Genomic DNA, 13576 nt, shown 5'->3' with positions numbered 1-13576 from the left:
GACCTGACTAAGATGTGGCTGCATGCTAACAACTCCAGCTGAATGATAACTGAACTTACAGGCGTAGCTTCGTAACAAATTGTAAGGCTTTGTGAGTTTATTCAACTAGTTGGTCACTGCAGCAACTGCTGTTTTAATGCCATCACCTGATCACGCAGCGCCGCGGCTTGTTCAAATTCTAAATCTTTAGCATGCTGCAGCATTTGCTGCTCCAATTGTTTAATCTGGCTGCTTAACTGCGCTGGTGACAGCGCTTTGTAACTGGCTGCAGTAGAGGCAACTTTATACGCCGATAACCCTGGCGCTAAAGGTTGTTGCCCTAAATCCATGACATCCGCTACTTTTTTTCTGATAGCTGTAGGGGTAATGCCATGCAATGCATTAAAGGCTTGTTGTTTACTACGCCGCCGCTCTGTTTCATCTATTGCCCGTTTCATCGAGCCGGTGATCCTGTCGGCATATAAGATGGCTCTGCCAGCTAAATTACGAGCCGCCCGTCCCATGGTCTGAATAAGCGAGCGCTCAGAGCGCAAAAAGCCCTCTTTATCCGCATCCAGAATAGCCACCAGAGACACTTCCGGGATATCCAGGCCTTCACGTAATAAGTTTATACCCACCAGCACATCAAAGACCCCCAGGCGCAAATCACGGATAATTTCCATCCGCTCAACAGTATCAATATCAGAATGCAGGTAGCGCACACGAATATGATGCTCATGCAGGTACTCCGTCAGCGCCTCAGCCATTTTTTTGGTCAGGGTAGTCACCAGCACCCGCTCACCACGCTGTGCTCTTAGCGTCGCTTCTGACATCAAATCATCAACCTGGCTGGCCACTGGCCGTATTTCAATTTGTGGATCGACCAGGCCGGTTGGTCGCACCACCTGCTCGACGACTTCACCATCAGATTGCCTTAGCTCATAATCTGCCGGCGTAGCCGACACATATATTCGCTGCGGCGCAATGGCTTCAAATTCGTCGAATTTAAGCGGCCGGTTATCCAGTGCCGAGGGCAAGCGAAAACCATAATTCACCAGGTTTTCTTTGCGTGCCCTATCGCCCTTATACATAGCGCCAATTTGTGAAATGGTCACATGCGATTCATCGATAAACATCAGGCCATCCGCCGGAAAATAATCCATCAGCGTCGGTGGCGGCTCGCCATTAGCGCGGCCGGATAAATAGCGGGAATAATTTTCAATACCAGAGCAATAACCCAGCTCCACCATCATCTCAATATCAAATTGAGTGCGTTGCGCCAGCCGCTGCTCTTCAACCAGCTTGTTGTTGGCCAGTAAATCTGCCCGCCGGCTGGCCAGCTCTACTTTAATATTATCTACTGCCGCCAGAATTTTTTCACGTGGCGTCACATAGTGGGTTTTAGGATAAATCGTATAGCGGGTTACCACTTTTTCCACAGCACCGGTTAAGGGATCAAACAGGCTGATGCGTTCAATTTCCTCATCAAACAATTCTACCCGTACCGCGATGTCATCTGATTCTGCAGGAAAGATATCAATCACATCGCCGCGCACCCGGTAACTGGCGCGCTGAAACTCAATATCATTGCGCTGATACTGCAGTTCGGCTAAACGCCTTAAGATAAAACGCTGATCGACAATATCACCCTGTTTCAGGTGAAGCAGCATCTTCATGTACGATTCCGGATCGCCAAGGCCGTATATAGCTGAGACCGAGGCAATAATAATAACATCGCGCCGCTCCATCAGCGCCTTAGTGGCGGATAAACGCATCTGCTCTATATGCTCATTGACCGAGGCATCTTTCTCGATAAAGGTATCGGTCGAGGGCACATAGGCTTCGGGCTGATAGTAATCGTAATAAGAGACAAAATACTCTACCGCATTTTGCGGGAAAAACGCCTTCATCTCGCCATACAGCTGCGCCGCCAGCGTTTTGTTATGTGCCATAATCAAGGTCGGCCGGTTTACCCTGGCAATCACATTTGCCATGGTAAAGGTTTTACCCGAGCCAGTGACGCCTAATAAGGTTTGATGGGCTAAGCCTGATTGCAAGCCGTCCACTAACTTGCTTATGGCCTCAGGCTGATCGCCCGCAGGCTGATAGTCAGATACTAATTCAAAATCCCTGCTCATATTAACCTGCTCTCCTGCTCTGTGACTGCGGGGGCCGCCATGTGACTCTGCATCACCCTGTTAAACCAACGATAAGCTACGCTGGCAATCAGCACATTCGCCAGTACACAACCGATAAACACGCCCATCACACCAAATAACACGCCTCCCAGCCAGGCCAGCGGCACATAACAGATAAACAACCTGAAAATACTCAGCCACACTGCCTTGGCCGGTAAATGCATGGCATTAAAGGAGGAATTGGTTAATATAATCACTCCTTGCAACCCATATGCTAATGGCATAACCCAGATAAACCAGCGAATATAGCTGGCTACTTGCGGGTTATCAGTAAAAATATCAGCCAGCGGCCAGGCCAGCATCGCCAGTAGCACATATAGCAGTAACTGCCATCGCAAGACAAAACGGCAACACAGTTTATAGGCCTGTTGTACACGGCTAAGCTGGGCTGCCCCCATATTCTGGCTAATAAAAGGCGGCAGTGTCATCGATAAGGCCAACACCACCAGACAAACAATACTCTCAATACGCATGCCCACACCAAAGGCCGCCACAGCTTCAGCACCATAGGTCGCCATTATGGCCGTGATCACCGCCATCGCTAATGGCGTCAGCATATTAGCCCCTGCGGCAGGTAAACCAATACGTAAAATTTTACGACTACGATTAACAAACTCGGTGACACTGAGCCAACGGCAAGACACTAGCTGGCGACGCCATACCAACAAGTAAATAATTAAACCACAACTGCTTAGCCATGCAACGACTGAGGCCAGTGCAGCACCCTGCATACCCATGGCCGGAATGGGCCCCCAACCAAAAATCAGCAGCGGGTCTAACAGGGCATTAACCAGGCCGCCACTGGCCATAATGATGCTTGGCAGTTTGGTCTCCCCCGCTGCCCGCAAAATAGCATTTCCCAGCATCGGTATAGCTAATAGCACTGAGCCTGCCAGCCAGATCAGCATATACTGGCGGATATAATGCAGTATGTTCGCATCCGCACCCAGCAAAACAAACATCGGGTCGAGCAACAGATAACACAACAACGCCAGCAGCGCGACCAGCAAAGTTCCCAGCCAGATTGCCGTTAAGCCATCATGCCGGGCATCATGTTGCCGACCAGCGCCCAGCGCCCTGGCAATGACCGCGGAAGTACCAATGCTTAAGCCAATGACCAGACTGATCACACTAAAGGTCACCGGAAAGGTAAAGCTGACTGCAGCCAATTGTTGAGTACCCAACATACTGATAAAAAACGTATCAACCAGATTAAAACTCATCAGTGTCAGCATACCTGCCAGCACCGGCAAGGTCAGTTGGCGTAAAGTGGGTTCTATGTCGCCCTGTAACAGGGGGTTAGTGGCAGAGTGAGCGGCAGTCATAGGGTAACCGTGATGTCATCATGCTGGCTATTGTAGAGAAAATGCCAGCGGCATACTATGCAGTCGCTGGAAAAAGCCGTTAATCCTGCAGCTGAGAGCGCTTTGCAGAAAAAATCACATTTTAGTGCACAATTCGCACCCTGCTTAATATGTGCCACTTTTAGTAAAATTCGACAAAGCGGCTTTTACAGCCAAATTATATAACCCACTGAATAATAACAGTAATATTTTTTTCATTTAATGTATTGACGCAGTTCCAGACCAATGAAATTAAGGCTTTGCCGTTACTTGCAACCGCTAATTCACAGACTTATCCACAGCTTCTGTGGGTAACTTAACCGTACCCTGACAATCATTGACTTAGCGTTATATTAGCATTGCCAACTTTGCCTGGATAAGCCTGTTGCAAAGCCGGTAAAATTTGTTGTGTGCAGCAGAACTGAGCGGCATTTGTTTAAAGTCTAGACAACTAAACCCTACAGTTAAAAATCCCGCTGCTTAACTGTTGACAGGGTGCATGGCTGGCATTAGTATTGCGCCCCGTTGAATGCTGTTCCCTAGTAGCTCAGTTGGTTAGAGCGGCGGACTGTTAATCCGTAGGTCACTGGTTCGAGTCCAGTCTGGGGAGCCAAAGTAACTTCTGTATTTTTCTTTTCTATTCCCTAGTAGCTCAGTTGGTTAGAGCGGCGGACTGTTAATCCGTAGGTCACTGGTTCGAGTCCAGTCTGGGGAGCCACAGCTAAATCTTGTATTTTTCTGCTTATTTAGCGTTATTTATTTATTTCTAAGGTTTTATTTGATTTAATTAGCGTTTATTATGCTATAGGTAAACTATATTAAGCATAAAGACAAGGAAACTGGTTATGTCTGGTGGTCAGCGCTTATGAGAATATTTCGATCCCTGCTTCTTGCCCAATTACTCGCTGCAGTAATTCTGGTTATTACTTTGCTTATCACTCTGGTGTTTTACACGCAAAAACTGCTCGATAATCGTGAGCGGGACAGTCGAGTTGCAATTGAGCAAGTGATAAGTCATCACTTAAGTGGAGACCCGAAAATATTGAGCCGGCAACTGGACCGCAGTTTTCAGTTTAGTAATCTTCGTATAAGTCAACTTGATGGCACTGTGTTACATGAACAAAACAGCCCGCCACGTCAAGCTGCCCTAATGTTCTGGCTACTTGAAAAAGCGGGTAGTAGTTTCAGACCCGAGACAATTCGTAATACTGAGCAAGACATCCTACTGAGTTACCAATTAAATCATCAATCTTCTTTAGTCTTGTTGCAACAATTTGCACTGGTATTAGTGTTACTGCCTTTTTTACTTGGGTGGATTCCTATTTTATTTGCCCGTGGTAGCCTTAGTCGTAGTTACCGCCGCACAACTGAATCAATCAACTCATTGATTGACAGCTTTATCAAAGATCCTTTAAAAACGCAGCCTGACTGGCAATCTCTGCCCGATGAGTTTGCTGATATTAATCTGGCGCTGCAAAAACTGGCCAGTTTCAGTCAAAAGCAATTTAAAGACATGACCTCCAGTGCTCAACAAATTGCTGAAGAAGCTTACAAAGATCCTGTCACTGGCTTACCTAACCGCAATCGTTTTGTACAGTTTTATGAAGAACAATTTAAATTGTCAGAGCAAAATGAATTTGGGGTTTTTGCTATTACCCGCTGCACTGAGTTACAAGGCCTGAATCAGACCCGTGGCTATCAGGAAGGTGACGAATATATTAAAGAAGTATCGACCATCATTAATAAAGTGGCTGATACCTACAACGCCAGCCGGGTGTTCAGGTTAAATAGTTCTGATTTTGCTATTCTGTTACCCCGTATTACGTCAAAAGAAGCAGAAAACTTTGCCCTGCAACTGCAAAGTCGCTTTAACGAATATCAAAAATTATCTGAGCTTGATTCTGTAGCCTATACCGGTCTAGCCACCTATGAGAGTGGCAAAGCACTGGGTGAATTATTAGCCATCGCCGATACGTCGATCAGTTTAGCGCAAACTAAACAAAGTAATGCCTGGCATATTCAAAAAGAATCCGCTGGCCTTGATATGTCCAGCAGCAGCTATGGCAACCAAAACTGGCGCAATGTGATTGAAGATGTGTTGACCAATAACCGTATTAGTTTATTAGTACAACTTATCCAGCCTTCAAACCGCTCAGCTAAAGCCTACTCCGAAGTATTAGTGCGTTTTAAAACCGTTGAGAATCAGGTGCTGCCTACTGCGTCCTTTTTAGCTATGGCAGAAAAACTGGATAAAATTATTGCTGTTGACAGGCTAATAATTGAAACGGCATTGACTACCATAAAAAACAAAAATTTACAGGATCAATATTTTGGTCTGAACATATCAGCCCGTTGTGTGCATGATGATCAGTTTATTATCTGGCTGGAAAGACGTTTGTTAAAAGATGCGCATATTGCGTCGCGTTTAATTTTTGAAGTGAGTGAATTCGGCTTACAACAAAACCTTAAAACCTCTAAACGTTTTATTGATATGGTTCACCGTGCCGGCTCTCGTATTACCGTTGAAAAATTTGGTGTCGGTATTACCTCCTTCAAATTCTTCCGTGAACTTAAACCTGACTTTGTGAAGATGGATGGCAGCTATACCCGCCATATTGATGATGATAAAAACAACCAATACTTTATGCGTCTAATGATAGATTTAGCACACCGTATTGGTGTAGGTGTATTTGCCGAAAGCGTTGAAACGCAAGAAGAAAAGCATATGCTTGAATCATTATTTATTGACGGTAATCAGGGTTACTATATAGGTAAACCCACACCTATTTAATTAGCAAGGCCTCTGGCCGTGTAATCTAAGCATGACAACCGCAGCCCAGGCTGCGGTTGTGCTAAAAAACCCTTACTTTTTGTTTGGTTGTATCCAACTTTACATGGCTGCATAATAGAGGCCTTGCGCTGGTTAAGGCCCTACTTTAGTTAAAGTGACTCTATGACCGAATTTTTGTTGTTATTGATTAGCACTGTGCTGGTCAATAATTTTGTATTAGTAAAATTCCTTGGCCTCTGCCCCTTTATGGGCGTGTCTTCCAAACTGGAGACTGCTATTGGCATGTCACTGGCCACCACCTTTGTACTGACATTGGCGTCTGTACTGAGCTATCTGGTCGACAACTATATTCTGGCGCCAATGGCGCTAAGCTATCTGAGAACCTTAAGCTTTATTTTAGTGATAGCGGTCGTGGTACAATTTACTGAAATGGTGGTACACAAAACCAGCCCAACACTCTACCGGTTACTGGGTATTTTCTTACCTTTAATAACCACAAACTGTGCAGTATTAGGTGTGGCCCTACTTAACGTCAATGCCAGTCATAATTTTATCTCCTCCTTGGTCTATGGCTTTGGCGCTGCAGCAGGGTTTTCGTTAGTGCTGGTGCTTTTTGCCGCTATGCGTGAACGACTGGCCGCTGCCGATGTGCCTTTGCCTTTTAAAGGTGCTGCCATTGCCATGATCACCGCAGGCCTGATGTCATTAGCCTTTATGGGCTTTAGTGGCTTGGTAACCCAGTTATGAGCTTACTGACGGCATTGCTGGCGTTAGGCGTACTGGCGTTGATCTTTGGTGGTTTACTGGGCTATGCAGCGATTCGCTTTAAGGTTGAATCGGATCCGCTGGTCGAGCAGATTGACGATATACTGCCGCAAACTCAGTGTGGACAATGCGGCTATCCCGGCTGCCGACCTTATGCACAAGCCATTGCTGATGGCGATGATATCAATAAATGCCCGCCGGGGGGCGATGCCACTATTCGTAAACTAGCCGATTTAATGGGGGTAGAAGCCAAGCCGCTGAATGAAGCACAACAGGTAGCAATTAAAAGAGTGGCCTATATCCGTGAAGACGAATGTATTGGCTGTACTAAATGTATTCAGGCTTGTCCGGTGGACGCCATTGTCGGCGCATCAAAATTAATGCATACGGTGATCATTGATGAATGCACCGGCTGTGATCTGTGCGTTGAACCCTGCCCGGTAGATTGTATTGATATGGTTCCGTTAGCGCCCACCCCTGAGCGCTGGAAATGGGATCTTAATACCATCGCCGTTAAGATAGTGGAGTAAAGGCAGTGCCCAGTTTATTTCAGCAAATTAAAGCCGGTACGCTGTGGGACTTTCATGGCGGTATTCACCCTCCTACCCACAAAAAACACACCAGCTCGCGGCCTATTGCCGTGCTACCGCTTCCAGAGCGGTTGTATATTCCGCTGCGCCAACACATAGGCGTGCCGGGCACCTTATTAGTCAGCGTTGGCCAGCAGGTATTAAAAGGCCAGGCACTGACCAGTGCAGATAATTCAATGGCCGTGCCCGTCCATGCCCCTACGTCTGGCACTATCACTGCTATAACCGAGCATGTCAGCCCGCATCCTTCTGCCATAGCAGAGCCTATGCTGATATTGCAACCTGATGGTCTCGAGCAATGGCGTGAACGCCATCCGCTCAATCTGGCCACTACTGAGCCGCACACGCTGTTAGAGCGTATTCAGGATAGTGGTATTGCTGGTATGGGTGGCGCTGGTTTCCCTACACATTTGAAAGCGGGCCTGACTCAGCCCATTGATTATCTGATCATTAATGCCGTAGAGTGCGAACCTTATATCAGCGCCGATGATGTGCTGATCCAGGAAGCCGCGACGACTATCGTCAAAGGCATTGATATTTTATTCAGGTTACTGAATCCAAAAGCTGTTTTGATTGGTATTGAAGATGATAAAGCCGCGGCGACTGCAGCACTGATCGCAGCCTGCAGCCAACGTGAGGATTATCTGGTACGCCAGGTACCGACTAAATATCCGTCAGGTGGCGAAAAACAACTTATTCAGCTGCTCACAAACAAAGAAGTGCCCACCGGGCGGCGGCCGATAGATATTGGTATAGTAATGCAAAATATCGGCACCGTTTTTGCGATCGCTCAGGCGGTGCTGGATGATCAACCACTGATCTCACGGGTAGTGACTGTCACTGGTGATACCTTGCAGCAAAGCCAGAATGTCCTGGCTTTATTAGGCACCCCAGTAGCAGATTTATTAGCCGCTTGCGGATTTAGCCCGGAACCGGCACAACGGGTAATCATGGGCGGGCCTATGATGGGTTTCGCTCTGCCCGATTTACGGGTGCCAGTAGTGAAAACCACAAACTGTATTTTAGCGCCAACCGCGGCCGAGCTACCGGCGGCTAAGCCTGAGATGGACTGTATCCGCTGTAGCGCTTGTGCTGATGCCTGTCCGGCCAGCTTATTACCACAACAACTGTTGTGGTACAGCAAAGCGAAGGATAGCGAAAAACTACAGGACTATAACCTGTTTGATTGTATAGAATGCGGTGCCTGCGCTTATGTCTGCCCCAGTGAAATTCCATTGGTACAATATTACCGGGTAGCCAAAGCCGAGATCCGCGAGCAGCAACATGATGCCATTAAAGCTGAGCAAGCCAAGGCGCGCTTTGAAGCACGTAATGCCCGCTTAGAGCAGGAAAAGCAACTGAGAGCCGAACGTAATCAGCAATTGGCTGCGGCGCGCCAACAACAGCAGCAAGCAGCTGGCGCCAGTGATGCTGTAGCAGCGGCGCTGGCCAGAATTAAAGCGAAGCAGGCTGCAGCAGAGCAGCCGGCTAAGGTCGCTGAAGCCGCTAAGCTGGCAGAGCAAAGCACAGCTGAGCCGCTAGCGGTGGCGGTGCAAACTGAGGCCAGTCAGGCAGACATTCAGGCACAACGCGAAGCCAAAAAACAACAAGCACTGGCCTATCAGCGTGCTAAAGCGGCGGCGAAAGCTCAGGCGGCAGCAAGCGCTGAGACAACGGATGATACACAAACGGATGATACACCAACGGATATTGCCGCACCGGCAGCTGTTGATCCGCGCAAAGCGGCCGTGCTGGCGGCAATCGCCAGAGCTAAAGCTAAAAAACAATCGGATACCCCGTCATAATGAGTTTTAAAATTGCCAGCTCGCCGCATCATCATAACCAACGCACTACAGCACAGCTAATGGGGTTAGTGGTACTGGCCTGCCTGCCCGGCATAGCAGTACAAGCCGTGCTATTTGGCTATGGCGTTTTGCTACAACTCGTATTAGCCATTAGCAGTGCCTGGTTAGCCGAAGCGGCGGTGTTGTGGCTGCGCGGTAAAGCGGTCTTACCACGCTTGCAGGATCACAGTGCTCTGGTAACCGGCTTACTGCTGGCAATATCTATTCCGCCCTACGCCCCCTGGTGGCTGGTGGTTGTCGGCAGCGTCTTTGCTATTGTAATTGTGAAGCAACTGTACGGCGGCCTTGGCCATAATCTGTTTAACCCGGCCATGGCTGCCTATGTGGTGCTGCTTATTTCTTTTCCGGTGCAAATGACGCAATGGTTGCCCCCGCTGTCACTGCAAAGTGTCAGCTTAACGCCGCTGGATGCCATCTGCGCGGTATTCACCCAGTACAGCTGCAGTGGCTTTAGCCTGACGCAGTTACAAATGGGTGTCGATGGCATTAGCATGGCGACACCACTGGATACCGTACGCACCGATTTAACGGCAAAACTAACGGTAGGTGAAAGTCTGCAAAAGCCGATATTTTATGGCATTGCCGGTGCCGGCTGGTTGTGGGTAAACCTCGCCTATTTACTGGGTGGGCTCTTGCTTATCAAGCTTAAAGTGATTAGCTGGCGTATCCCGGCTGCGGTGATTGGCAGCTTGTTTTTACTCAGTGCAGTAAGCTGGCTGGCAGCACCGGACACTAATGTCAGCCCGCTGTTTCAATTATTCAGTGGCGCCACTATGCTAGCGGCGTTTTTTATTGCCACCGATCCGGTGTCGGCCTCAACGACTAATCGTGGCCGTTTGTATTTTGGCATGATGATTGGCCTGCTGGTGTTTGTTATCCGTAAATACGGCGGTTATCCTGATGCCTTTGCCTTTGCCATCTTGCTGGCTAATATGGCGGTACCGTTAATTGACTACTATACCCGGCCCCGAACCTATGGCCATAAAGCCAGCTCAGGTAAAAGAGCCTAGCAACTATTTGCTACTTATAACGACTAACAGCGACTAACAGAGTAACATGCATGCTTGTAAAACTTGTCAGTAAAAACGCCGTGATACTGTCGGCTGTCGCCCTGCTCTGTGTCGCTATTCTTGGCACGGTGCAACAACTGACGCAACCCCGTATTGCTGAGCAAATTCTGGCCAATAAACTGGCCATTTTGCATGAAGTGCTGCCTGATGCCTCAGCTGAGCGTGAGCTGCTGCAAGATTGTATTTTAATCACTGCCCCGGAATTTTTAGGCCGCAACAGCCCACAGGCGATTTACCGTTGGCGTCAGCAGGGTGTGATTGGCGCCTATATCATCGAAACCACCGCCCCGGATGGCTATAGTGGCAATATCGATCTTATCGTTGCGGTAAGCCCGGATGGCACCGTGTTGGGCAGCAGGGTGCTGAATCACCAGGAAACGCCCGGGCTGGGTGATAAAATTGACAGCCGCCGCGATAACTGGATATTTGGTTTTAGTGGTAAAGCGGTAGCTGAAACTAATAAAGCGGCCTGGGCAGTAAAAAAAGAAGGCGGTCAGTTTGACCAGTTTACCGGCGCCACTATTACACCCCGGGCGGTGATAAATGCCATTTATCGTGCGGCCAGATTGGTGCAGCTGCAGCCAGAGCTAGCTGATGCAAAGGCAAATTGTGGAGATATACTGTGAACTCAATAAAAGAGCTGACGCTGCAGGGGCTATGGAAGAATAACCCTGGGCTGGTGCAGTTACTGGGCTTATGCCCATTATTAGCGGTCACGGCTACGCTGACCAATGCCATTGGCCTGGGTGTAGCCACCTTAATAGTGTTAATGGGCTCAAATATAGTAGTGTCATTGATCCGCAATCATGTACCCTCAGAAATTCGCATCCCGATTTTTGTGATGATCATCGCCAGCTTCGTTACCGTTATTCAATTACTGATGCACGCCTTTACCTTTGGTTTATACCAATCACTGGGCATTTTTATTCCGTTAATCGTCACTAACTGCGCCATTATCGGCCGCGCAGAGGCATTTGCCTCAAAAAACCCGGTTATACCTTCTGCCATAGATGCCTTTATGATGGGGCTGGGTTTTTTACTGGTACTAATGGCGCTCGGTGCTATGCGAGAAATCCTCGGTCAGGGTACGCTATTTGACGGTGCCGATTTACTGCTGGGCAGTTGGGCCAGTGTGTTGCGTATCGAGTTATTTAGTGTCGACAGCCATTTTCTGCTAGCCTTGCTGCCGCCAGGCGCCTTTATTGGAATGGGGATACTGATTGCCCTGAAAAACGCCATTGACCTGGCCATTAAAAAACGTGAAGCCGTAGCAGCGGGCAGCATTACCCGCGCCAGAGTCACCGGCGCCGCCCAGTAACAGATTGAATTTATGAATAAACATAAACGTATCGCCATATTAAGCCGCTTGCGGGATGCAAACCCTAAGCCGACCACTGAGCTGGAATACAGCTCGCCATTTGAGCTGCTGATTGCCGTATTGTTATCGGCACAAGCCACCGATGTGGGTGTCAATAAAGCCACCCGCTTGCTGTTTGCGGCCGCGCGCACGCCACAAGCCATGCTGGATTTAGGCGTAGACGGCGTAAAGCACTATATTAAAACTATTGGCTTGTTTAATACCAAAGCGGAAAATGTCATTAAAACCTGTCGCATCTTAGTCGAGCAACACGGCGGTGAAGTGCCGGAAAATCGCGAAGCACTTGAAGCCCTGCCCGGCGTAGGCCGTAAAACCGCTAACGTGGTACTGAATACCGCCTTTGGCTGGCCGACTATCGCCGTTGATACTCATATCTTTCGGGTATCCAACCGGACTAAGCTGGCAGTGGGTGCTAATGTGGATCTGGTAGAACAAAAATTATTAAAAGTAGTACCAGCCGAATTTAAACTGGATGTGCACCACTGGCTGATTTTACATGGCCGCTATACCTGTGTTGCCCGTAAACCCAAATGTGGCTCTTGTCTGATTGAAGATTTATGTGAATTTAAAGATAAAACGGAATAGTCTGAGACTACTTTTTTCAATTGCGCCGCTGTGCTGGGGTTAAGCTAATCAAAGCACGGTTGTAATGAAAGATGTCATAGCGCCTTAACCTTGTCAGATATGAAACCAAGGGTAATATTATGAATGCCGCAGCACTGACGTCAGTTGATACTGAAAAAGAGGCAAAACCTTTGCAGTATGCTGCTTTTTTAACAAAACATCATAAAGTGCCTTTGGTTGCGCCCGCTTTAGCTGAAGTGGGTATCATGGTTCAGCTGACAGATTTATTCGATACAGACAGCCTGGGTAGCTTTTCAGGCGAGATCCCGCGAACCTTAAGTCCATTGGCTTGTGTTAAAACCAAAGCAAAAAATGGCGTGTGAATTAACCGGTTTATCTTTGGGAATTGGCAGTGAAGGAAGTTTTGGCGGCGGTCCAGTACCAGGATTACTTAATTGGGATGACGAGCTGCTCTGTTTGTATGATAGCGTAAAGCAACGCTTTATTATTGCCAGGGCCTCAGGCCTTGTGCCCTTGTTTCACCTGGAAACAGATCAAATAGCTCAACTGCGTGCTCACCTTGAAAAGCAAGACAAAGGCCAAGGCTGGATTTGTAGTTTCAGCAGTGCAATGGTGAAGGGATTAGTGGGCTTTGCGGCTGTGTATGACGCCTTAGAGCAACATGGTTTATTGCTCTCTTCTGATAGGCTTAGCGAAGTTGCTGTGGTCACACCGAGTATGAGGCCTCTGCTGAACCCTTTGCTGACCCAACTTATTGTCCGTTTTGCAACCCTTAAAGCCGCTGTTTATTTTACTTTTTGCCGGAGAGCCCCTGTGCTAAATACCTTAATGCTAAACTCTGATATTGCCGATGATATCAAGACGGCTATGCAATTGTTAAAGCAAGGAAAGTTGGTCGCAGTACCAACTGAAACCGTGTACGGCTTAGCCGCAAATGCCCGTGATAAAGCGGCGGTCCTGAGGGATCCCCACAAAATTTCCATTTATACAATCAGCTATCAGCCTTTTTGAT

At 48.0% G+C, this 13576-nt stretch carries 12 protein-coding genes and 2 tRNA genes; 12 read left to right on the top strand and 2 right to left on the bottom strand.

What is annotated here, in order from left to right:
* Positions 1-113: 113 nt before the first annotated feature.
* Positions 114-2117, bottom strand: coding sequence for an excinuclease ABC subunit UvrB (gene uvrB / locus V7D78_RS02780; protein WP_333606903.1), 2004 nt, complete (start codon positions 2115-2117; stop codon positions 114-116).
* Complete coding sequence (locus tag V7D78_RS02775) at positions 2114-3502, bottom strand: MATE family efflux transporter (RefSeq protein WP_333606902.1); 1389 nt, start codon at positions 3500-3502, stop codon at positions 2114-2116. The genes uvrB and V7D78_RS02775 overlap by 4 nt, the downstream gene beginning before the upstream one ends.
* A gap of 554 nt (positions 3503-4056) precedes the next feature.
* On the opposite strand from V7D78_RS02775, the gene V7D78_RS02770 reads away from it, so the two are divergent.
* From V7D78_RS02770 to V7D78_RS02715, 12 genes are all read left to right on the top strand, one after another.
* Positions 4057-4133 (top strand) — tRNA-Asn (locus V7D78_RS02770).
* Between the two features lie 28 nt (positions 4134-4161).
* Positions 4162-4238 (top strand) — tRNA-Asn (locus V7D78_RS02765).
* Positions 4239-4385: 147 nt separating this feature from the next.
* Complete coding sequence (locus V7D78_RS02760) at positions 4386-6311, top strand: EAL domain-containing protein (protein WP_333606901.1); 1926 nt, start codon at positions 4386-4388, stop codon at positions 6309-6311.
* 162 nt (positions 6312-6473) lie between these two features.
* A complete protein-coding gene (gene rsxA / locus V7D78_RS02755) occupies positions 6474-7058 on the top strand; it encodes an electron transport complex subunit RsxA (RefSeq protein WP_333606900.1) in 585 nt (194 codons plus the stop codon).
* Complete coding sequence (rsxB, locus tag V7D78_RS02750) at positions 7055-7606, top strand: electron transport complex subunit RsxB (protein WP_333606899.1); 552 nt, start codon at positions 7055-7057, stop codon at positions 7604-7606. The genes rsxA and rsxB overlap by 4 nt, the downstream gene beginning before the upstream one ends.
* A gap of 5 nt (positions 7607-7611) precedes the next feature.
* Complete coding sequence (gene rsxC, locus V7D78_RS02745) at positions 7612-9471, top strand: electron transport complex subunit RsxC (RefSeq protein ID WP_333606898.1); 1860 nt, start codon at positions 7612-7614, stop codon at positions 9469-9471.
* Positions 9471-10541, top strand: a complete 1071-nt coding sequence (gene rsxD / locus V7D78_RS02740; protein ID WP_333606897.1) for an electron transport complex subunit RsxD — start codon at positions 9471-9473, stop codon at positions 10539-10541. The genes rsxC and rsxD overlap by 1 nt, the downstream gene beginning before the upstream one ends.
* A gap of 50 nt (positions 10542-10591) precedes the next feature.
* Positions 10592-11227 carry an electron transport complex subunit RsxG gene (rsxG, locus tag V7D78_RS02735; protein WP_333606896.1) on the top strand — a complete coding sequence of 212 codons (636 nt, stop codon included), beginning with the start codon at positions 10592-10594 and terminating at the stop codon, positions 11225-11227.
* Entirely contained in the window at positions 11224-11919 is a 696-nt protein-coding gene (locus tag V7D78_RS02730) for an electron transport complex subunit E (protein WP_333606895.1), read from the top strand. The genes rsxG and V7D78_RS02730 overlap by 4 nt, the downstream gene beginning before the upstream one ends.
* A gap of 12 nt (positions 11920-11931) precedes the next feature.
* On the top strand, positions 11932-12564 hold the full coding sequence (gene nth, locus V7D78_RS02725; RefSeq protein WP_333606894.1) for an endonuclease III: 633 nt from the start codon (positions 11932-11934) through the stop codon (positions 12562-12564).
* A 119-nt stretch (positions 12565-12683) separates the two neighbouring features.
* Positions 12684-12926: a hypothetical protein gene (locus tag V7D78_RS02720; RefSeq protein ID WP_333606893.1), complete on the top strand. Its 243-nt coding sequence runs from the start codon at positions 12684-12686 to the stop codon at positions 12924-12926.
* Complete coding sequence (locus V7D78_RS02715) at positions 12916-13575, top strand: Sua5/YciO/YrdC/YwlC family protein (RefSeq protein ID WP_333606892.1); 660 nt, start codon at positions 12916-12918, stop codon at positions 13573-13575. The genes V7D78_RS02720 and V7D78_RS02715 overlap by 11 nt, the downstream gene beginning before the upstream one ends.
* Position 13576 lies beyond the last annotated feature (1 nt).

Origin of the sequence: Arsukibacterium sp. (genome assembly GCF_036735525.1) — a bacterium.
Classification (GTDB): domain Bacteria; phylum Pseudomonadota; class Gammaproteobacteria; order Enterobacterales; family Alteromonadaceae; genus Alishewanella.
Note: the sequence above shows the minus strand (reverse complement) of the source record. Positions and strands in the feature narration are given on the sequence as shown.

Coding starts and splice junctions, on each gene's coding strand:
- rsxG (WP_333606896.1), top strand. CDS start 10,592: ATGCTTGTAAAACTTGTCAGTAAAAACGCCGTGATACTGTCGGCTGTC.
- uvrB (WP_333606903.1), bottom strand. CDS start 2,117: ATGAGCAGGGATTTTGAATTAGTATCTGACTATCAGCCTGCGGGCGAT.
- rsxD (WP_333606897.1), top strand. CDS start 9,471: ATGAGTTTTAAAATTGCCAGCTCGCCGCATCATCATAACCAACGCACT.
- rsxA (WP_333606900.1), top strand. CDS start 6,474: ATGACCGAATTTTTGTTGTTATTGATTAGCACTGTGCTGGTCAATAAT.
- V7D78_RS02775 (WP_333606902.1), bottom strand. CDS start 3,502: ATGACTGCCGCTCACTCTGCCACTAACCCCCTGTTACAGGGCGACATA.
- nth (WP_333606894.1), top strand. CDS start 11,932: ATGAATAAACATAAACGTATCGCCATATTAAGCCGCTTGCGGGATGCA.
- V7D78_RS02720 (WP_333606893.1), top strand. CDS start 12,684: ATGAATGCCGCAGCACTGACGTCAGTTGATACTGAAAAAGAGGCAAAA.
- V7D78_RS02715 (WP_333606892.1), top strand. CDS start 12,916: ATGGCGTGTGAATTAACCGGTTTATCTTTGGGAATTGGCAGTGAAGGA.
- rsxB (WP_333606899.1), top strand. CDS start 7,055: ATGAGCTTACTGACGGCATTGCTGGCGTTAGGCGTACTGGCGTTGATC.
- V7D78_RS02760 (WP_333606901.1), top strand. CDS start 4,386: ATGAGAATATTTCGATCCCTGCTTCTTGCCCAATTACTCGCTGCAGTA.